At 73.6% G+C, this 18,884-nt stretch carries 15 protein-coding genes; 6 read left to right on the top strand and 9 right to left on the bottom strand.

Going from position 1 to position 18,884, the window contains the following annotated elements; genetic code table 11:
• Positions 1 to 103 precede the first annotated feature (103 nt).
• On the top strand, positions 104 to 1,276 hold the full coding sequence (locus tag AC3X7Z_RS11420; protein WP_186341415.1) for an acyl-CoA dehydrogenase family protein: 1,173 nt from the start codon (positions 104 to 106) through the stop codon (positions 1,274 to 1,276).
• A 40-nt stretch (positions 1,277 to 1,316) separates the two neighbouring features.
• Here AC3X7Z_RS11420 and AC3X7Z_RS11425 read toward each other — a convergent pair whose 3' ends face one another.
• Both AC3X7Z_RS11425 and AC3X7Z_RS11430 read right to left on the bottom strand, forming a co-directional pair.
• Positions 1,317 to 2,084 carry an IclR family transcriptional regulator domain-containing protein gene (locus AC3X7Z_RS11425; RefSeq protein WP_489975979.1) on the bottom strand — a complete coding sequence of 256 codons (768 nt, stop codon included), beginning with the start codon at positions 2,082 to 2,084 and terminating at the stop codon, positions 1,317 to 1,319.
• A 46-nt stretch (positions 2,085 to 2,130) separates the two neighbouring features.
• Positions 2,131 to 3,318: a thiolase family protein gene (locus AC3X7Z_RS11430; protein WP_186341417.1), complete on the bottom strand. Its 1,188-nt coding sequence runs from the start codon at positions 3,316 to 3,318 to the stop codon at positions 2,131 to 2,133.
• Between the two features lie 182 nt (positions 3,319 to 3,500).
• Between AC3X7Z_RS11430 and AC3X7Z_RS11435 the strand changes: the two genes are divergently transcribed.
• Positions 3,501 to 8,717 (top strand): DUF7507 domain-containing protein, encoded by a 5,217-nt coding sequence (locus tag AC3X7Z_RS11435; protein ID WP_489975980.1) that lies wholly within the window; start codon positions 3,501 to 3,503, stop codon positions 8,715 to 8,717.
• A gap of 128 nt (positions 8,718 to 8,845) precedes the next feature.
• Here the strand turns inward: AC3X7Z_RS11435 and AC3X7Z_RS11440 are convergent, their stop codons facing one another.
• Entirely contained in the window at positions 8,846 to 9,283 is a 438-nt protein-coding gene (locus AC3X7Z_RS11440; protein WP_186341419.1) for a pyridoxamine 5'-phosphate oxidase family protein, read from the bottom strand.
• A gap of 94 nt (positions 9,284 to 9,377) precedes the next feature.
• Here AC3X7Z_RS11440 and AC3X7Z_RS11445 point away from each other — a divergent pair, with 94 nt between their 5' ends.
• Together AC3X7Z_RS11445 and AC3X7Z_RS11450 are read left to right on the top strand one after the other, a co-directional pair.
• Entirely contained in the window at positions 9,378 to 10,148 is a 771-nt protein-coding gene (locus AC3X7Z_RS11445; RefSeq protein ID WP_489975981.1) for a dienelactone hydrolase family protein, read from the top strand.
• The gene (locus tag AC3X7Z_RS11450) at positions 10,145 to 11,035 is read left to right on the top strand and encodes a DUF8832 domain-containing protein (RefSeq protein WP_489975982.1); all 891 of its coding nucleotides are present in this window, start codon (positions 10,145 to 10,147) and stop codon (positions 11,033 to 11,035) included. Before AC3X7Z_RS11445 ends, AC3X7Z_RS11450 begins: the two co-directional genes overlap by 4 nt.
• Here the strand turns inward: AC3X7Z_RS11450 and AC3X7Z_RS11455 are convergent.
• From AC3X7Z_RS11455 to AC3X7Z_RS11480, 6 genes are all read right to left on the bottom strand, one after another.
• Positions 11,013 to 12,644 (bottom strand): copper resistance CopC/CopD family protein, encoded by a 1,632-nt coding sequence (locus AC3X7Z_RS11455; protein ID WP_489975983.1) that lies wholly within the window; start codon positions 12,642 to 12,644, stop codon positions 11,013 to 11,015. The genes AC3X7Z_RS11450 and AC3X7Z_RS11455 overlap by 23 nt on opposite strands.
• Positions 12,645 to 12,697: 53 nt before the next feature.
• Positions 12,698 to 13,426, bottom strand: coding sequence for a YcnI family copper-binding membrane protein (locus tag AC3X7Z_RS11460; protein WP_489975984.1), 729 nt, complete (start codon positions 13,424 to 13,426; stop codon positions 12,698 to 12,700).
• Between the two features lie 62 nt (positions 13,427 to 13,488).
• On the bottom strand, positions 13,489 to 14,046 hold the full coding sequence (locus tag AC3X7Z_RS11465) for a hypothetical protein (RefSeq protein WP_186341423.1): 558 nt from the start codon (positions 14,044 to 14,046) through the stop codon (positions 13,489 to 13,491).
• 42 nt (positions 14,047 to 14,088) lie between these two features.
• On the bottom strand, positions 14,089 to 14,529 hold the full coding sequence (locus AC3X7Z_RS11470) for a DUF1707 SHOCT-like domain-containing protein (RefSeq protein ID WP_489975985.1): 441 nt from the start codon (positions 14,527 to 14,529) through the stop codon (positions 14,089 to 14,091).
• A complete protein-coding gene (locus AC3X7Z_RS11475) occupies positions 14,526 to 15,275 on the bottom strand; it encodes a PadR family transcriptional regulator (protein WP_489975986.1) in 750 nt (249 codons plus the stop codon). The genes AC3X7Z_RS11470 and AC3X7Z_RS11475 overlap by 4 nt, the downstream gene beginning before the upstream one ends.
• Before the next feature lie 155 nt (positions 15,276 to 15,430).
• Positions 15,431 to 16,633: an LCP family protein gene (locus tag AC3X7Z_RS11480; RefSeq protein WP_186341426.1), complete on the bottom strand. Its 1,203-nt coding sequence runs from the start codon at positions 16,631 to 16,633 to the stop codon at positions 15,431 to 15,433.
• 25 nt (positions 16,634 to 16,658) lie between these two features.
• On the opposite strand from AC3X7Z_RS11480, the gene AC3X7Z_RS11485 reads away from it, so the two are divergent.
• Both AC3X7Z_RS11485 and AC3X7Z_RS11490 read left to right on the top strand, forming a co-directional pair.
• Entirely contained in the window at positions 16,659 to 17,183 is a 525-nt protein-coding gene (locus tag AC3X7Z_RS11485) for an acyl-CoA thioesterase (RefSeq protein WP_186341427.1), read from the top strand.
• 110 nt (positions 17,184 to 17,293) lie between these two features.
• On the top strand, positions 17,294 to 18,871 hold the full coding sequence (locus AC3X7Z_RS11490) for an LCP family protein (RefSeq protein ID WP_186341428.1): 1,578 nt from the start codon (positions 17,294 to 17,296) through the stop codon (positions 18,869 to 18,871).
• The last annotated feature ends 13 nt before the right edge of the window (positions 18,872 to 18,884 follow it).

Here is an 18,884-nt window from a genome sequence, read left to right on the forward strand (position 1 = left end):
CGGCCGGGCGTTCGTCGTTCCTGCCGTGCGCACGGGCGGGGAGTGGGGATGACCACACCGTCAGGCGTCTCGTGGAGATGCATGGACGTCCTACAATTCGCGCATGAGCGAGTTCCCCCTCTACGCCCTCTCCGAGGAGCACCAGGCCATCCGCGAGGCCGTGCGCGCCGTCGCCGAGGCCAAGATCGCGCCCTTCGCGGCCGCCGTGGACGAGGAGGCCCGCTACCCGCACGAGGCGGCCGAGGCGCTGCTCGCCTCCGACTTCCACGCCCCCCACGTGCCCGAGGCCTACGGCGGTGCCGGCGCCGACGCGCTCGCCACGGTGCTGGTCATCGAGGAGGTCGCCCGCGCGTGCGTGTCGTCCTCGCTGATCCCCGCCGTCAACAAGCTCGGCTCGCTGCCCGTGCAGATCGCCGGCTCCGAGGAGCTCAAGCAGCACTACCTCGGCGCGCTCGCCCGCGGCGAGGGCGGCTTCTCCTACTGCCTCTCCGAGCCCGACGCCGGCTCCGACGCCGGCGGCATGAAGACCCGCGCGGTGCGCGACGGCGACGAGTGGGTGCTCGACGGCGTGAAGCGCTGGATCACCAACGCGGGCGAGTCGGAGTTCTACACGGTCATGGCCGTCACCGACCCCGAGAAGAAGACCCGCGGCGGCATCTCGGCGTTCGTGGTGGAGAAGTCCGACGAGGGCGTGTCCTTCGGTGCACCGGAGAAGAAGCTCGGCATCAAGGGCAGCCCGACCCGCGAGGTCTACCTCGACAAGGTCCGCATCCCCGCCTCGCGGATGATCGGCGAGGAGGGCACCGGCTTCACGACCGCGATGAAGACCCTCGACCACACCCGCGTCACCATCGCGGCCCAGGCGGTCGGCGTCGCGCAGGGCGCTCTCGACTACGCGCTCGACTACGCCAAGGAGCGCCAGCAGTTCGGCAGGTCGATCGCCGACTTCCAGGGCCTGCAGTTCCTGCTCGCCGACATGGGCATGAAGGTCGAGGCGGCCCGGCAGATGACCTACGCCGCCGCCGGCCGCTCCGAGCGCGGCGACGACGACCTCACCTTCTTCGGCGCCGCCGCCAAGTGCTTCGCCTCCGACGTCGCGATGGAGGTCACGGTCAACGCCGTGCAGGTGCTCGGCGGCTACGGCTACACCCGCGACTACCCGGTCGAGCGGATGATGCGCGACGCCAAGATCACCCAGATCTACGAGGGCACCAACCAGGTGCAGCGGATCGTGATGGCACGCCAGCTCCTCGCCGGGGTCCAGTCCGAGCTCTGAGCTGCGGCTCCTCCGGGCCTCGAGGGGCTGGCTGGGGCCCCTAGCCCGAGTGGCCGAGGTCGGCGCTGACGGCATCCGCGGTGCCGAGCAACGACTCGAGGTACTCGGCCTGCGGGTCGTGCAGGACCGTGGAGGAGACGTTCACGGCGGCCACGACGTGCCCCGAGCGGTCACGCACCGGGGCGGCGATCGAGCGGAGTCCCGGTGCGAGCTCCTGGTCGTTGGCGGCCCACCCCTGCTCGGCGGCCGCGTCCAGCAAGCGTCGCAGCGCGCCCTCGTCGGTGGGCGTGTGCTGGGTGACGGCGGTGAGCTCGGCGCCGGCGAACCAGTCGTCGAGCTCGCGGGCACTGAGGCCGGCGAGCAGCACGCGTCCCATGGACGTCGCGTGGGCGGGGAAGCGGGTGCCGACGGTGATGGCGACGTTCATGATGCTGCGAGACGCGACCCGGGCGACGTAGACGACGTCGGTGCCGTCGAGCACGCCGAGCGACGTGGACTCGCCGACCTGCGCGGAGAGGGCCTCCAGGTGTGGGCGTGCGATCTCGGGGAGCTGGAGCCCCGACAGGTACGCCGTGCCGAGCCGCAGCACGCGGGGCGTGAGGGCGAAGTGCTTGCCGTCGTACCGGACGAACCCGAGCTCGACGAGGGTGAGCAGGAACCGGCGTGCGGCGGCACGGCTCAGTCCGGTCACGTCGGCCACCTCGCTGAGCGTCATCGCGGGCCGGTCGGCGTCGAACGCCTGGACGACGTCCAGTCCGCGTGCCAGCGACTGGACGAACTCGCCGCCGGCGCTGGGTCGGTCCCTCACGGACGACTCCACGAGCTCGGGGCGTCGTCGTGGATGGTGGCGCGGCTCATCGGGTGGTCTCGACGTTCTCGAGGACGACGGCCAGTCCTTGGCCGACGCCGATGCAGATCGCCGCGACGCCCCAGCGCTCGCCGCGTTCGCGCAGCACGTGGGCGAGGGTGCCGAGGACGCGGCCGCCGGACGCGCCGAGGGGGTGCCCGAGGGCGATCGCGCCGCCCCTGGTGTTCACGATGTCGGGGTCGACCTTCCATGCGTCCATGCAGGCGAGGGACTGGACGGCGAACGCTTCGTTGAGCTCGACGGCGCCGACGTCGGCCCAGCCGATGCCGGCACGCGCGAGTGCGGCGTCGGCGGCCTCGACGGGGGCGAACCCGAACATGCGGGGGTCGAGTGCGGATGCCCCGCGGCCGGCGATCCGCGCCAGGGGAGCGGCCCCGATCCGGTCGGCGGCGGTCTCGGAGCCGAGGACGAGCGCGGAGGCTCCGTCGCTGAGCGGTGAGGCGTTGCCGGCGGTGATGGTGCCGTCGGGTCGGAAGGAGGGCTTGAGCCCGGCGAGCGTCTCGGCGGTGGTGCCGGGCCGGATGGTCTCGTCGCGGGTCAGGTCGACGCCGTCGACGGGGACGACCAGGGCGTCGTAGAAGCCGTCGTTCCAGGCGGCGTCGGCCAGGGTGTGGGAGCGTGCCGCGAACTCGTCCTGCCGTTCGCGCGAGATGGCGAACCTCTCCTGCAGCAGCTCGTTGCACTCGCCCAGGGACGCCGTCCACGCGCTCGGCATCGCGGGGTTGACGAGCCGCCAACCGAGCGTGGTGGAGACGGCGGTGACGTCGCCGGCCGGGAACGGTCGGGTGGACTTGGGCAGCACCCAGGGCGCCCGCGTCATGGACTCCACCCCGCCCGCGACGACCACGTCCGCGTCGCCGGACTCGATGGTGCGCGAGGCCATCATGGCGGCGTCCAGGCTGGAGCCGCACAGCCTGTTGACCGTGGTGCCGGGTACGGACGTGGGCAGGCCCGCGAGCAGGACGGCCATCCGGGCGACGTCGCGGTTGTCCTCGCCGGCGCCGTTGGCCAGGCCCCAGACCACGTCACCGATCTCAGCGGAGTCCAGGGCGGGCACCTTGTCGAGCACGGCGCGCAGGGCGCGCGCCGCGAGGTCGTCGGGACGCGAGCCGGCGAGGGCTCCTCCGAACCTGCCGAAGGGAGTGCGTGCGGCGGCGTAGATGTGGGCGGTCATGGTCTACCTCGATGTTCGCAGTGCGTACAAGCGTTCGGGATACGTACAGGCTACGGGCCCGGGCGGCACGGGGACAGACGCCGGGGGCTGTCGCGGAGACCCGTGCCATCCGGCACTTGGAGGCCGACGTGGTCCGGGACATGGTGGAGAACCGTCCACCCACCCCGAAGGTGAAGCGCGCCATGACCCGACGCCTGATCGCCACCACCGTCGCGTGGTGCATGACTGTGTCCATGCTCGCCCTCCTGGCGCAGGGGGCTGCCGCCCCGGCCTCCGCGGATCCGCCGACCGGTGGAACCACGATCGCGACCGAGACGTTCACCGGCCGGTCCGTCGCGGACCCGGCATGGACCGCCCAGGGCGACAGCTGCCTGACGGGCGCCATCACCCCACCGCCGACGGGTGCCGCCAACATCCCGACCTGCGCGACACATCGGGTCGGTCCGGTGCCCACTCTCGGCCTCGTTCCCGGCTACCTGCAGCTCACCGACACGACCACCCAGACGGCCGGCAGCGTGCTCTACAACAAGCCGATCCCGGCGACGGCCGGGGTGACCATCACCTTCGACCAGTTCCAGTACGGCGGCACCGGGGCCGACGGCATCGGCTTCTTCCTCGTCGACGGCGCCACCAACCTGAACGCGACCGGCGCGCCGGGCGGCAGCCTGGGCTACGCACAGCGCACGGTCGAGGGCGAGGTCGCGGAGCCGGGCGTCGAGGGCGGCGTGCTCGGCGTCGGGTTGGACGCGTACGGCAACTACTACGACGACGGCGAGAATCGCGGGAACGGATGCCCCGAGGGGCAACGCTCGCCGTCGACCGCCGAGGGCGCTGTGGCCCCGAACGTGATCACGCTGCGCGGACCCGGTGACGGCTTCACGGGCTACTGCTACCTCGCCTCCACCACGCCCGCGGACGCCGACGACCCCGACGACCCGGGCACCACGCTCTCCGGGACGCTGCGCGGCCGCACCCTCGCGGCGTCATGGCGGCAGGTGAACATCACGGTGACGCCCGCGCCGGACCCGCGCGTCATCGTCCAGGTCCGCTACAACCCCGCCAACCCCGCCAGCCCGTGGGTCACCGAGCTCGACGAGCCGGCACCCGAGGGCCTGCCGAGCACCTACAAGTTCGGTCTGTCGGGCGCCACCGGCGGGGTCACCGACGTCCACCTGATCCGCAACGCCGTGGTCCGGACGGTCGACCCGCTGCCCCAGCTGCAGTTGGAGAAGCAGGTCGACCGCAGCTCGGGCACCCTGCCGGCCGTCATCACCGCCGGCACGGAGATCCCCTACCAGTACACCGTCACCAACGCGGGGGCGGAGAACCTCTCGACCCTCGCGATCGCCGACGACACGATCACCGGGCCGATCACCTGCGACGCCACCACGCTCCCACCCGCGCCGGCACCGGGGTCGACCACGGTGTGTCGAGGCACCTACACCGTCACCGCGGCGGACGTCTCGACGGGCGAGGTCGTCAACACCGCCGTCGCGAACGCCGTGAATCCCGGAGGCGAGACGGTCACCTCGCCGGAGGCCACCGTCACCGTCCCGCTGGTCTCGAGCCTCGACCTGGCCAAGAGCGTGCAGACCGACCCGCCGTACGTCGCCGGGCAGGAGGTCGAGTACCTCTACACCGTCACCAACACCGGCGGATCCACGGTGACGAACATCGCCGTCACCGACGATCGCGTCTCCCCGGCGTCCCTCGTCTGCGAGGCGAACGTCCTGGCCCCGGGTGCGTCGACCACCTGCACCGGCACCTACCTGGTCGACACCGCCGAGGCCAACGCTGCCGGGAGCATCGTCAACACCGCCATCGCGAGGGGGGAGACACCCTTCGGCCAGGAGGTCGAGTCGCCTGAGGCCCAGGCGAGCATCGGCGTCAACACCGACATCGCGATCACCAAGACCGTCGACGACCCCACCCCGAGCGTCGGCGACACGGTCACCTTCACCGTCACCGCGACCAACAACGGCCCGGCGGCCGCCACGGACCTCCTGGTCACCGACCTGCTTCCCGCCGGCCGGCTCACGCTCCAGAGCGCCACCACCTCGGGGCCCCAGCCGTCCGCCTACGGCGCCGAGGAGGGGGCGTGGTCCATCCCCGCGCTGGCAGTCGGCAACGCCGTCACGTTGACCATCACCGCGCGGGTCGACACCAACGGGGTGACCTCGAACACCGCGACCCTGACCAGGCTCGACCAGCTCGACACCGATCCGTCCAACAACAGCGCCACCGTGACGCTGAACGCGCGCGCCCTCGACCTGGCCGTGACCAAGGAGGTCATCGGCTCCGGGGAGGTCGCGGCCGGCGAGCCGGTCACGTTCCGGGTGACGGTCACCAACCTCGGTCCGCAGCCCGGCACCGGCATCACGATCAGCGAGGACCTGCCCCCCGGCCTGACCTACCTGCCCGGCCAGTCGGGCGGCACCGGCAGCTATGACCCGAGCACCAGCATCTGGACCATCGGCGCCCTCGGCGTGGACGAGACCGCGACGTTCGACTTCGTCCTCGACACCAGCGCCGCGGGCACGTTCACCAACGCGGTCAGCCTCGCCTCCGTCTCGCCCACCGACATCAACAGTGCCAACAACTCCGACTCCGCGACCGTCGCGGTTCGCACCCCGAACGCCGACCTCGTCATCGTCAAGGGCGTCTCGCCGCAGGAGGCCGTCGTCGATGACACGGTCACCTACACGGTGACCGTCCTCAACCGCGGCCCCGACCCGGTGGGCGGCGTCTTCGTCACCGACACCGGCGCCGAGGGCGTGACCCTCGTCGAGGCCGACCCCTCCCAGGGCACCGTCGACCTCGCCACGCGTCGATGGGACGTCGGCAGGCTCGCGTCCGGCCAGTCCGCCACCCTCACCCTCACCGCTCGGCTCGACTCCGAGGGGACCAAGGTCAACCTCGCCACGGTCGACGCGCCGCTGCTCGACGACCCGACGCCGGAGGACAACGAGTCGTCGGCCACCCTGACCACGCTGGCCCCCGCGGTCGACGTCGCCGTCACCAAGTCCGTGGCCGCGGCCGGCGGGGGACCCGCCTCGGAGATCCCGCTCGGCCAGGACGCGGTGTTCACGGTCACCGCCACCAACACCGCGGTCCCGGACGCGCCCGAGACCACCGTCACCAACGCGGTCTTCGCCGACCTCCTCCAGGAGGGGCTGACCTTCGTGTCCGCCACCGGCGACGGCGACTTCGACCCCGACACCGGCACCTGGACCGTCGGGTCCATCCCGGTCGGGACCACGGTCACCCTCACCATCACCGCGACCGGCACGGTGGTCGGGCAGCAGAGCAACACGGCGAGCCTGTCCAGCCTCGACCAGCGCGACGTCGATCCGACCAACAACTCGGCCTCGGCGGTGGCCACCTTCGTCGAGCTCGCCGACCTCACCATCACCAAGACCGTCGACCAGCCGGTCGCCCAGCCGGGCGACACGGTCGTCTACACGATCACCGTCACCAACAACGGGCCCAACGCCACGGACGACACGATCGCCCACGACCCCGCGCTCATCCAGGCCAACATCACCGGGCACACCACCGAGGACGGGACCTTCGACGAGACGTCCCGCGTCTGGACCATCCCTCGGCTGGAATCCGGCCAGACGGCGACGCTGGAGGTCTCGGTGCTGGTCGGCGACAGCGCCTCCGGGCACTACCGCAACCTGGCGGCGATCCAGCAGACCCGGGTCGAGGACCCCAACCCCGACGACAACATCGACGACGAGGAGCTGTTCGTGCCGGTCGCCGACATCGCGGTCACCAAGGCCGTCGACAACCCCACCCCGGTCCCCGGCGCGACCGTCACCTTCACGGTCGGGGTGCGCAACCTCGGCCCCGACACCGCCGAGGACGTCATCGTCAACGACGTCCTGCCCGACGGCCTGACCTACGTCAGCAGCACAGCCTCTCGCGGCACCTACGACGCTGCCACCGGCGTCTGGGACGTGGGCCAGCTGGCGCCCACGGACCTCCCGGCCACCGGAGACCAGGAAGTCCTGCAGATCACCGCGCAGGTCACCCGCACCGGCCCGCTCACCAACACCGCCTCGTCCGACCGCGCGCGCGCCGTGCCCTACGACCCCGACACCACCAACAACTCCGCTTCGGCGACCCTGAACGGCACCGAGCGGCCGGCACTCCAGATCGTCAAGACCGCGAGCCCCGCCACGGTCACCGCCGCCGGACAGCAGGTGCAGTACACGTTCCGCGTCACCAACGTCGGCGACGTCCCCCTGAGCGCCGTCTCGATCGTGGAGGACGGCTTCACCGGCTCCGGCGACCTCCCCACGCCGACCTGCCCGCCGAGCGCTGCACGCCTGGCCCCGGGGGAGAGCGTCGACTGCACGAGCGTGTACGTCGTCACCGCCGCCGACCTGGCCACCGGTCAGCTGCGCAACGTCGCCCGCGCCACCGGCAACGGCCCCAGCGGCGGCGCGACCTCCTCCGCCCCCGACGGCGCCGTGGTCGAGATCAACCCGGTGGCCCCTCCGGTGGCCACCCCGTCGATCCGCACCCGTACCTCCGACCGCGACGTCGAGCCGGGCGAGCGGTTCCACGACCGGGTCCGGATCACCGGGCTCCCCGATGGCGCCTCGGTCCCCGCGACCGCCCGCCTCTACGGTCCGTTCGAGTCCCTCGCGGACGCCTCCTGCCGGCCCGGGACGCTCGCCCGCACCGTGCGGTGGCGAGCCGGCGCGGGCTGGAGTCGCACCGCAGCCGTGGAGGTGAGCGAGCCCGGCGTCTACACCTGGCAGGTGACCACGCAGGCGACCGCCACGGCCGCCGCGGCCACCACCCGGTGCGGGCTCCCGCCGGAGACGACCACCGTCGCGAAGCCGCCCTACGTGGCTCCGATCGTGAGCGGAGGGTTCGCGGGCGTCCTGCCCGGCTCCGACCGCGAGGCTGCCGCCCGCGCGAAGGTGCGTGCGCCGGGCTTCGGGCTGAACGCCCCGGTCGTGCCCACCACGATCGTGCGCGGGAGGATGCGACTGCCCGAGAAGGTCGCACGGACCAGCTGGCTGCGCAGGTCCGCCGGCTTCGGCGACACGATCGGCACGTCGGTCATCGCCGGTCACGTCTCGGACCGGAGCGACCGTCCGGGCGCGATGTGGGGACTGCGGCGCGCCGAGCGCGGCGACACGGTCACCATCACGAGGGGCGGTCAGACCCAGCGCTACCGGGTGTCCGACGTCGCGACCTACGACCGGACGCGCAAGCTGCCGCAGCGGCTGTTCCGGACCACGGGCCCGCACCGTCTCCTGCTCATCAGCTGCAGCGACCGGGTCGTCTACCCCAACGGCCACTTCCACTACACGAAGTACAAGGTGGTGACCGCAGTGCCGATCCGTGCGGAGAGTGGACGCGTCCCGGTCGGTCCGTGAGCACGTGCTGCCAGGGGGGCAGTCGGAGCCCCGCGGGGCGACGCACGGCCGCCAGCCCCCGGCGGCGCGGGCCACCGAGCGCAGCAAGGTGCCGGTCCGTGCGGAGAGTGGACGAGGACGCGGTCCGGTCAGTCCGTGAGCATGTGCTGCCAGGGACGGGAGAGCTCGAAGCGGCGGCCGTTGATCTCGGTGACGTCGATCTCGACGACGTTCCACTTCTCGGTGCTCACCCACGGCCGGAGGGGGACGTTCTCGGCCCGGTGCTCCTCGTCCTCCTCGAGCTTGCGCGCGCGCCCGCGCATCACGATGCTCGTCGCCTGGTCGCCCACGATCTCGTCGACCTCGAAGGCGACGTCGGGGTTCATCACGACGCCCAGCAGCTTGGAGCCCTCGGCGGTGCGGAACAGCAGGCTCCGGCGACCCGTGGCCGGGTCGTGGTCGACGGCGTAGTTGATCGGGGTGATGTGCACCTCGTCGGCCAGGTGGTGGGCCAGCCTGCCGAGCTCGTGAGTGCGCAGGAACTCCCAGCACTCCTCGGTGTCCATGCGGGTGATCGGCTCGTCCATACCCGGACCGTACGGCGGGTGCGCCGCGATTGCACAGGGCCCTTGGACCCCTGTCACCACAGCGCGGTGGCGCCGATTGGCTAGCCTCGGGGACGTGCCGACCCTCACGCTGACCACACCCGACGGCGACGCCGAGGCCTACCTCGCGACCGCGCCCGGTGGCGCGCCCGCCCCGGGTGTCCTGTTCGTCATCGACGCGATCGGGCTCCGGCCGCGGATCGAGGAGATGGCCGACCGGATCGCCACGTGGGGCTACACGGTGCTGGCCCCCAACGTCTTCCACCGCGCCGGGACCGCGGCCGAGCTCGCGCCGCGGGCAGACCTGCGCGAGCCCGGAGCCCGCGAGGCCTTCATGCCCGGCGCGATGGAGCGGGTCCGCGCGCTGACGCCCGACCTGGTCGCCCGCGACCTGCCGGCCTACCTCGCCGCGCTGCGCTCGCGCCCCGAGACGGTCGGGGAGGAGGTCGGGGTCACCGGCTACTGCATGGGTGCGCGCATCGCCGTGCGCGCGGCAGGGATGGACCCCGGCGTCGTCGCCGTGGGCGGCTGGCACGGCGGCGGACTGGTGACCGACGCGCCCGACAGTCCCCACCTCGCGCTGCGCACCGCCCGCGCGGCCTTCGCCTTCGGCCACGCCTCCGACGACCCGTCGATGCCGCCCGAGGCCGTCGCGGCGCTCGGCGCCGCCCTCGACGAGGCCGGGCTGACGGCGCGCAACGAGGTGTTCCCCGGTCCCCACGGCTACTCCATGGCCGACACCTCGATGTACGACGGGGAGTCCTCCGAGCGGCACTTCGCCAGCCTGCGGTCGCTGCTCGACACCGCCCTCGGCGCACCGGACCCGCGGGGGATGGTCGTCCCATGACCCCGGTCGTCCGCCCTGCCCGCCCGCCCCGCCTCCGGCTCCGCCTCCCGTTGGCCGTGGCCGGTGCGCTCACGGCCGCCGTGCTGGCCGGGTGCAGCGGCGGCGACGGGGACGGTCCCGACGGGCAGGTCGAGGCGGGCCACACCCACGCGCCCGGCCAGGGCCACACGTCGCTGGCCGTCGGCGATGGCACCCGGGCCAGCGAGGTGGGCTACTCGCTCACCGGCGTGCGGGTGCGCGAGCGGGACGGCGGCATCGGCGAGCTGCGCTTCCGGATCGAGGACCACCGGGGCGAGCCGGTCACCGAGTTCGTCGAGGAGCTCACCAAGGAGCTGCACCTCTACGTCGTCGACGACGACCTCACCGTGTTCCGCCACCTGCACCCCGCGCGCGGCGACGACGGCACCTGGCGGGCGCCGTTCGACGTGCCCGACGCCGGCGGCTACCGGGTGATCGCCGAGTTCGTCGCCGTCGACGAGGGCGGCAACGGCGACCACGTCGTGCTGGGCAGGAGGCTGGCGCTGCCCGAGGGCGACCCGGGCGACACCGCGGCGGAGGACCGGGCCGTCACGGTCGCGGTCTCCCAGGCGCCCGTCGCGGGGCGCGACGGCGAGCTCCGGCTCGTCGTGCGCGACGCGGAGGGGAGACCGGTGGAGCTGGGCACCTACCTCGGCGCCTACAGCCACGTCACCGGCTTCCACCGCGAGAGCGGGGCGATGGTGCACCTGCACCCGCTCGCCGCCCCCGACGTCACCGAGGACGGCTCGGAGCTGACCTTCCACGCCGAGATCCCGGACCCCGGCGACTACCGCCTGTTCGCCCAGGTGCGCGTGGACGGCTTCCTGCACACGGTGCCCGTCGAGCTCACGGTCGCACGGTCAGCCTGACCGTCGTCACCGGGTTGTCGAAGGGGCTCAGCGCGATGCTGACCTGCACCTCCCACTGGCCGGCCCGCGGCACCACGACCTCGCCCCGGTAGGTGCCGGCGGCGATCGGCGTGACCGTCACCGTGCCGATGTCGAGGCCGTCGGTGCGCATCTCGACGACGGGGTTGACGGGCGGGTCGTACGGCTCGCCCGCGGCGTCCTGCACCTGCACGAGCAGGGTGTTGGGGCCCGTGCGACGTGGGTCCAGCACGGCGAGCACGCGGAGGTCGCCCGCGGTGGCCGTGCCGACGCCGGTCGTGCCGGACACCGGGGCGACCGAGGCCGCCCGCGGCGACTGGTTGACGAGGACGCCGGTGATGGCGAGCAGGACGACCAGCAGCGCCGCCTCCACCCGCACCGTGCGGGTCACGGCGGCGGCGGCCCGCTCGCGGTCGCCGAAGCCCACGGCGCGGGTGACCGCGGGGAGCGTCCGCCACCGGTTCCAGCCGCCGAGCGCCGCGACGAGCAGCGCGACCCCCACCTTGGCCAGCAGCAGCCAGCCGTAGCGGGTCTCGACCAGGGCGCCCCACGAGCCGAGGATCCGCCAGCCGAGCAGCGTCCCCGTCGCGGCGACGGCGAGCAGCACGCCGGCGGCCAGGGAGGAGAAGCGTGCCAGCGTGGCCGCCGCGACCACCTCGCGCCCGGCCAGGGCGCGCAGGCTGAGGGCCAGGCCGACGAGGCCGCCGAGCCAGGTGGCCCCGGCGACGAGGTGGAGGACGTCGGCCGCGACGAGCAGCGGCGTCGGCGCGAAGGCGCGGGTGTGGCCGACGAGCGAGGGGCCCGCCAGTGCCAGCACGGCGGCCCCGACCAGGAGTGCGCCGCCGGCCCGGCTCGGCGGGGAGTCGGTGGTCGTCCGGACGAGCAGTCCCAGCCCCACGACGACCAGCACCGCGCCGAGCACCTCGTTGACGACGAGGCCGGGGTCGAGCGCGGAGGCGACGTCGGTGAGCTCGAGGCCCTGACCGTAGACCGCGGCCACCGGGACCTGCAGCACCGCGCCCACGGCGCCCGCGGCGGCGGCGTACGTCATCAGCCGGCGCAGCCGGGCCCGCGTGGTGGTGCCCGGCCACGTCCGGGGGAGCACCTGTGCGACGAAGAGGGCGAGTCCCGCCGCGAGCAGGAGCCCCACCAGCGTCACGATGCTCAGGACGTCGCGCAGCACGGTCACGGCGGCCGACGACGTCTCTGCCTCCGGCGGCGCGGACACGGAGGCGCTGGGCGCGCCCACCGAGAACGTCAGCGCCCCGGCGACGGGGTGGCCGTCGCCGGACAGCACGTTCCACGACACGACATAGCTGCCGTCGGCGAGGTCGGCGGCGCCCGGCAGCTCGACGGTGACCTCGGTGCCGCTCGCGCCGGCGGTCGCCTCGACGGGCTCGCCGGCGGCGTCGTAGACCGCGACCTCCTGCGCGGTCAGCCGCACCGGCTCGTTGAAGGTGAGCGTCACCACCTCGGGCGCCGTCTCGACGACCGCCCCCTCGGCGGGGTCGCTGTCGACCAGCTCGGCGTGCGCCGACGCGGGGGCCGCGCCGAGCACGACGAGCGCGAGCGCGACCAGCACGGCGCCCACCCGTGACCCCAGGGAGAGGGCCGGGCGGCGCCGCGCCGGTCGCGCCGACGTGGTCACGTGGTGGTGCGCGTCCTGGCCAGCGCGAGACCGCCGGCGGCGAGGCCCAGCAGCCCGGCGACGAGGCCCGCCCAGCCGAGGGCGGACGAGCCGTCGTCGTCCGCGTCGTCGGCGACCGGGTCGTCATCGGAGTCGGTGTCGTCCGCGTCGGCGGCCGGCTCGGCGGCCGCGCCGTGGCCGCCTCCCTCGGCGGGCAGCACCTCGAACGACGGGGCCGGGCTCTCGAGCTCGTCGGGGTCCTGGCCGTCGGCGGGGACCTGGGTCCAGCCGGTCTCGCCCTTCTGGCAGGTCTGGACGGTCGGGAAGGCGAGCACCTCGCCCTCGGTGTCGGGCACCTGGAAGGACAGCTCGAACGCGTCGCGCTGGCCCTCGGGGAGGGGGGTGCGGGCCGTGTAGACGATGGAGCCGACCCGCTCGGTCACCTCGTTGCCGTGGCTGTCGGTGAGCGGCTCGTCGAGCTCCTCGCGCACGACCTCGACGTCGTAGAGGGGGTGGCGGGTCGGGGTCGCCGACAGCACCGACTCCGGGAGCTGGATCTCGATCCTGCGCGTGGGCGAGCCCTCGCAGCCGTGGCCGACGCTGAACGTGACGATGGAGTAGGAGCCCGCGGCCGCGGTCGACGGCGTCGCCGTGACGTGGGCGCCGGCGGGCTGGACGAGCGAGAGGGCGACGGCTGCCGTGGCGGCCGGGAGCACGCCGAGGCGCGCGAGGGTACGGATGGACATGTCTCTCCTGGGATGTGGTGCGGGTCTGGGGGTCGTGTCGACCACCCGAGCCCGGACCGGGCTCAGGCGGACAGGACCGCCGGGGGCGGCCCGCGCCGGGGCGGGACGAGCAGGAGGACGGGGGTCGAGTGCGCCGGCGGCTCGGCCGGGCGGACCAGCCGGACGGCGACCGGCGGCGCGGACCGGGCCCGCAGGTGTACGGCATACGACGCGGCGCGGCGCCCGGCCCACCACAGCGCCGCCACCAGCACGGCGACGAACACGTGCGCGGCGAGCATCTGCCACGACCAGCCAGAGGTCGCGGCGACGGCGGGGTGCGCGTGGGCGGGCACGGCGTCGGAGTGGTGGTGGCCGACCAGGCCGAAGGACTGGTGCACGCCGAGCTGGGCGGCGGCCACCGCGGGGAGCAGCGCCCAGCCGGGCACGCCGCGGCGGAAGACCAGCAGGCTGGCGCCGAGGACGACGCCGGCGACGAGCGCGAGGCCGGGACCGGTGGGGACGGTGCCGCCGGCCCAGGTGTGGGCGGCGGCAGCCCCGGTGACGGTCGCGACCGTCGCCGTCAGGGCGCGGGGGAGGGCGTGGGGCGCACGTGCGTGCGCGAGCCTCGCCTCCCATTCCACGCGGTCATGATGGCAGAGCCGCGTCCCCGGTGGGGGATCGGCTCACCACCCGTGCGAACGCCCCGGACGCCGGTAGTCGGTGTGCCCGTGGCGGCGCTGGTGCGCCGGGCCGCGGCGCCGGTGCGCGAACCACATCACCGGGAAGATCAGCAGGAACAGCGGCGCCTCGAGGAGCACGCTCAGCGCGAGGAGTATCACCAGCACCGGCAGCAACGGGACGCGGAAGCGGGGGCCGGCCGTGCGTGCGCGGGCCGTGCGTGCGGTGGACGCCGGAGCGCGGGTCGGGTGCGGCGCCGGCAGCCGCGGCAGGTCGTTGAACAGGACGGCCAGGTCGGCCCGGGTGCGCGCCGTCCAGATCGCGTCGAGCCGCTCGTCGTACTCCTCGTGGTCGAGCCGGCCGTCGGTGTAGTGCAGGGCCAGGTCGGCCATCGCCCGCTCCCGGTCGCTGTCGGCGATGCGCACCCGAGGGTCGGGCGCAGTCATCGCTCGCCGTCCCGCCCGTCGGCGAGGATGCCGTAGAGCCTGCGGCGCGTGTCGACGAGGACGTCGAGCGCCGCCTTCCTCTGCTGGTCCGAGCCCTGGGTGGCGAGCTGCCACACGGCGCTGACCACCTGCCCGATCTCGCTCTTGATGTCGGCGTGCCCGGACGGCTGCTCGGGAGCGGTCTCCTGGGTGGGGGTGAAGGGGGCCCAGACGGCGGCGAGCTCGCTGCCGTTGTCCTCGGCCCAGGCGACGCCGGCGTCGGTGAGCCGGATGGTGCGACGGCCGCGGGCGTCGTCGGCCTCGACGAGGCCCTCGTCCTGCAGCTGCTGGATGGTCGGGTAGACCGAGCCGGGGGAGGGGCGCCACTCGCCGTGGCTGAGCTCGGCGATCTCCTGGATCACCTGGTAGCCGTTGATCGGCTCCTCGGCCTTGCGGGCGCGGTGCAGCACGTCGATGATCGCCGTGCGCACGTCGCCGCGACGCACCCGCGGGCCGCGCTGCTGCGGGCGCTGCGGAGCAGAGGCGAAGCCGAAGATCTCGCCGAGCCACGGCGGCGGGCCGCCGGCGCGGCGGCCGCGGGCGCCGGTGAATGCGCTGCCCCAGCTGGCCCAGTCCTGGGCGCCCGGGCGCCGGTAGTCGCGCGCGGCGGGGTGGTCGCCGGGGGTGTCGTTGGAGGTGGCGTGGTCGTCGGGCTGGGCGGTGTCGTCGTCGCCGGGCCAGTCGGCGCCGGGCCAGTGGTGTCCCATGGGGTGCTCCTCGGATGAGTGACGGTGATCGGTGTCTGCGTCGGAGCGGTACGTCGTGATCTATCGGTGACGTATCGCGATATATCGCGAGCGTACGCCGAGTTCAGGGACCCGACAAGGTCCGAGCACGAACGGGCGCGCAGGGCGCCCCGCGCCTACGAGCGGGCGCGACCGGTCGGTGTGCAGGCCTGCTGGGGCACCGACGTGCCCTCGATGATCGCGTCGAAGAGGGCGGGGGCCCGGTCGGGGTCGGCGATGATGCGGTTGGGGTCGCTGGGCGCGGGCAGGTTGGGCATCGTGCAGGTCTGGCTCTTGCCGGTCATGGCGAGGGCGAACCGGCCGAGGTCGAGGGGGTTCATCTCCTCGTCGATCCGGATCGCGTCGGCGGCCGCGTCGGTGATGCGCCAGTAGCGCACGGGGTTGAGGAAGGTCCACGGCGAGAGCGCCTCGTCGCCCAGCGCGCTGATCACCTCGCGCTGCCGGGCGACCCGGTCGAGGTCGCTGAGCGCGGTGACGTGGCGCGAGCGTGAGTAGGCGAGCGCGGTCAGGCCGTCGACCTCCTGGCAGCCCTTGGAGATGTCGAGGCGGGCCATCGGGTCCTTCATGTCCTGCGTCGGGCAGATCTCGACCCCGCCGAAGGCGTCGACGGTGTTGATGACGCTGCCGAAGCCGAGCTCGACGTAGTGGTCGACGTGGATGCCGGTCAGCTGCTCCACGGTGGCCACCAGCAGCGGCGGGCCGTCGATCGCGAAGGCGGCGTTGATCATCTGCGTGCCGTGGCCGGGGATCTCGGCGAGGGTGTCGCGCGGGATCGACATCATCGTGCGACCGCCCGGGCCGGTGTGCAGCACGATGATCGTGTCGGTGTTGGTGCCGCCGCGCGGGCCCGTCTGCAGCGCCTTGCGCTGCGCGTCGGAGAGGTCGTCGGCCTTGTCGGAGCCGACGATGAGGTAGTTGGTGCCGGGCTGGTCGGCGGGCCGGTCGCCGGCGGGGATCGCGTCGACCTTCTCGATCCGGGTCCACTGGTAGAGCGGGATGCCGAGCAGGTAGACCAGCAGCAGGACCAGCACGAGGGGGATCATCGCGAGGCGCGGGCGCCAGCGGCGCCGCTTCGGCCGCGGCGCCGGGGCCGCGGCGGGCGTACGCGCCGGGCCGGGGGGTGAGCCGCCCGAGCCGCGTGCCTCACGACGCGCCACCGGCATCACCCGGGTCTCGTCGGCGCGGGCCCGCGAGGGCTGCTGCGCCTCCATCCGCTGCGTGGCGTCGCTCGGCGGCGTGGACGACTGGCTCCCGTAGAGCCAGTCGTACTCGGGTGTTCCCTTCTCGGGCACCCCGGAGCCCTGCGGACGATCAGCCATGGGCGAAGACGCTACCGTGCGACGCATGAGCGAGCGCATCGAGCGAGCGGTCCCCGGCGCGGCGCGACCCACCTCCTACAGCCGCGTCAGCCTCGGCATCATGGCCCACGCGAGCGAGGCCAACCTGCTGGGCAACGTCCACGGCGGGGAGATCATGAAGCTCGCCGACTCCACCGCGGGGGCCGTCGCGCACCGGCACAGCGGGGGGCCGGCGGTCACGGCCGCGATGGACGAGATGACCTTCCTGGCCCCGGTGCACGTCGGCGACATCATCAAGACCTATGCGCAGGTCAACTGGGCCGGCACGTCGTCGATGGAGATCGGCGTGCGCGTCGAGGCGCAGCCGTGGGGCAACGCCGGCGACGAGCCGGTCCACGTCGCCAGCGCCTACTTCGTCTTCGTCGCCATCGACGAGGACGGGCACCCACGTCCCGTGCCGCCGCTGGAGACCGAGACGCCCAGCGACGTACGACGTCAGCGGGAGGCCGAGATCCGGCGCGCGCACCGGCTGGCCCGCAAGGCCGAGATCGACGAGGGCCGCGAGGACTGAGCCGGCTGTGACCCGATCGCACCCGCGGCCACGGCGCGTCGCGGGCCGGTGTGACGGGTGTGACTGGTGATACTGGGCGGGCTGACTTCCCCCAGCAGAGAGGCCCTTCGATGCCGCCCGCCACCCCCTCCGGGTCGCCGCAGCCGCGATTCACCACGCTCGACCGCGCCCAGCGCGTGCGGTTCCGACGCGCAGTGACGCTCATGCTGATGACGCTGGTCCTGCCGGGGTCGGCCCAGCTCGTGTCCGGCAACCGCCGGGTGGGTCGCATCGCGATGTGGACCTGGCTCGTGCTGCTGGTCGCAGGCGTGCTCGGGGCGGTGACGGCGTACTTCTGGCACGGGCTCGCGTTCAGCGCCGGCACCAGCACCACCTTCCTCCAGTTGCTGCGCCTGGTCCTGATGGCGCTGGCCGTCGGGTGGGCCTACCTGCTCGTCGACGCGTGGCGCCTGGGCCAGCCGCTGACGCTGCAGCGCCAGCACCGCCTCGCCGTCGTCGGCGTCAACGGCTTCCTGTGCTTCAGCGTCGCCGGGGCGCTGCTCTTCGGTGCCCACATGGTGGGCGTCCAGCGCCAGTTCATGATCTCGATGTTCGGCGAGGGCTCGGCCGTCGGCGCCAGCCACGGCCGCTACAACGTCCTGCTGCTGGGCGGCGACTCCGGCGCCGGGCGCTGGGGCCTTCGCCCCGACGCGATGACGGTGGCCAGCATCGACGCCGAGACCGGCAAGACCGTCCTGATCTCCCTGCCCCGCAACATGCAGAACTTCCCCTTCGCCGAGGGCTCGGTGATGGACGAGCAGTTCCCCGACGGCTTCGACGTGGAGGGGATGTACCTCAACGGCCTCGCGACGTGGGCGCTCGACCACGCCGAGCTGTTCAAGGGCTCGAAGAACCCGGGCGTCGACGCCACCGTCCAGGGTGTCGAGGGGATCACCGGCCTCGACATCAACTACTGGGCGATGGTCAACCTCGAGGGCTTCAAGGACCTGGTCGACGCGGTCGGCGGCGTCGAGCTCAACGTCCGCCAGCCGATCCCGGTCGGCCTGCCGCACGAGAAGACCTTCCACTACATCGAGCCCGGAAAGCGCACGCTCGACGGGCACGACACGCTCTGGTTCGCCCGGGCGCGCGAGGGCTCGGACGACTACTCGCGCATGGCGCGGCAGAAGTGCGTGATGAGCGCGATGCTGCAGCAGGTCAGCCCGCAGGCGGCCCTGCGCAACTTCGAGGCGATCGCCGGGGCCAGCTCGGCGATGGTCTCCACCGACCTCCCGCGCGGGGAGGTCGACCGGTTCGTCGACCTCGCGCTCAAGGCGAAGAGCCAGAAGATCGCCACCCTCTCGCTGGTGCCGCCGATGATCAACACCGCCGACCCGGACATCGAGCTGGTCCACGCCAAGGTCGCCGCCGCGATCGCCAAGGCCGAGGGCCGGGCACCGGCGAGCCCGACCCAGCCGGACCCCGCCGACGACTCCGACACCGCCGAGGCCGCCCCCGCGGGCGGCGACGCCGGGGGCCCGGAAGAGCCGACCGGGGACGAGCCGGCCGCCGACACCGAGCCCGCCGAGACCGAGCCCGCCGAGACGGTGACCCCGACCCCGCCGCCGGCCGTCACCGGCGGGTCCCTCGGCTCGCTGTCGACCGGCTACGCCGCCAACCAGTCGGAGGACCTGGGCGCGGTTTGCTGAGCGCGCACCGCCC

It is taken from the genome of Nocardioides sp. Z24_21, assembly GCF_058134345.1.

Bases quoted from the DNA above. Each gene is read 5' to 3' on its own strand.
- AC3X7Z_RS11440 (WP_186341419.1), bottom strand. From the start codon at position 9,283: ATGGACGAGCCGATCACCCGCATGGACACCGAGGAGTGCTGGGAGTTC.
- AC3X7Z_RS11470 (WP_489975985.1), bottom strand. From the start codon at position 14,529: ATGACTGCGCCCGACCCTCGGGTGCGCATCGCCGACAGCGACCGGGAG.
- AC3X7Z_RS11435 (WP_489975980.1), top strand. From the start codon at position 3,501: ATGACCCGACGCCTGATCGCCACCACCGTCGCGTGGTGCATGACTGTG.
- AC3X7Z_RS11450 (WP_489975982.1), top strand. From the start codon at position 10,145: ATGACCCCGGTCGTCCGCCCTGCCCGCCCGCCCCGCCTCCGGCTCCGC.
- AC3X7Z_RS11490 (WP_186341428.1), top strand. From the start codon at position 17,294: ATGCCGCCCGCCACCCCCTCCGGGTCGCCGCAGCCGCGATTCACCACG.
- AC3X7Z_RS11485 (WP_186341427.1), top strand. From the start codon at position 16,659: ATGAGCGAGCGCATCGAGCGAGCGGTCCCCGGCGCGGCGCGACCCACC.
- AC3X7Z_RS11430 (WP_186341417.1), bottom strand. From the start codon at position 3,318: ATGACCGCCCACATCTACGCCGCCGCACGCACTCCCTTCGGCAGGTTC.
- AC3X7Z_RS11460 (WP_489975984.1), bottom strand. From the start codon at position 13,426: ATGTCCATCCGTACCCTCGCGCGCCTCGGCGTGCTCCCGGCCGCCACG.
- AC3X7Z_RS11420 (WP_186341415.1), top strand. From the start codon at position 104: ATGAGCGAGTTCCCCCTCTACGCCCTCTCCGAGGAGCACCAGGCCATC.
- AC3X7Z_RS11480 (WP_186341426.1), bottom strand. From the start codon at position 16,633: ATGGCTGATCGTCCGCAGGGCTCCGGGGTGCCCGAGAAGGGAACACCC.
- AC3X7Z_RS11475 (WP_489975986.1), bottom strand. From the start codon at position 15,275: ATGGGACACCACTGGCCCGGCGCCGACTGGCCCGGCGACGACGACACC.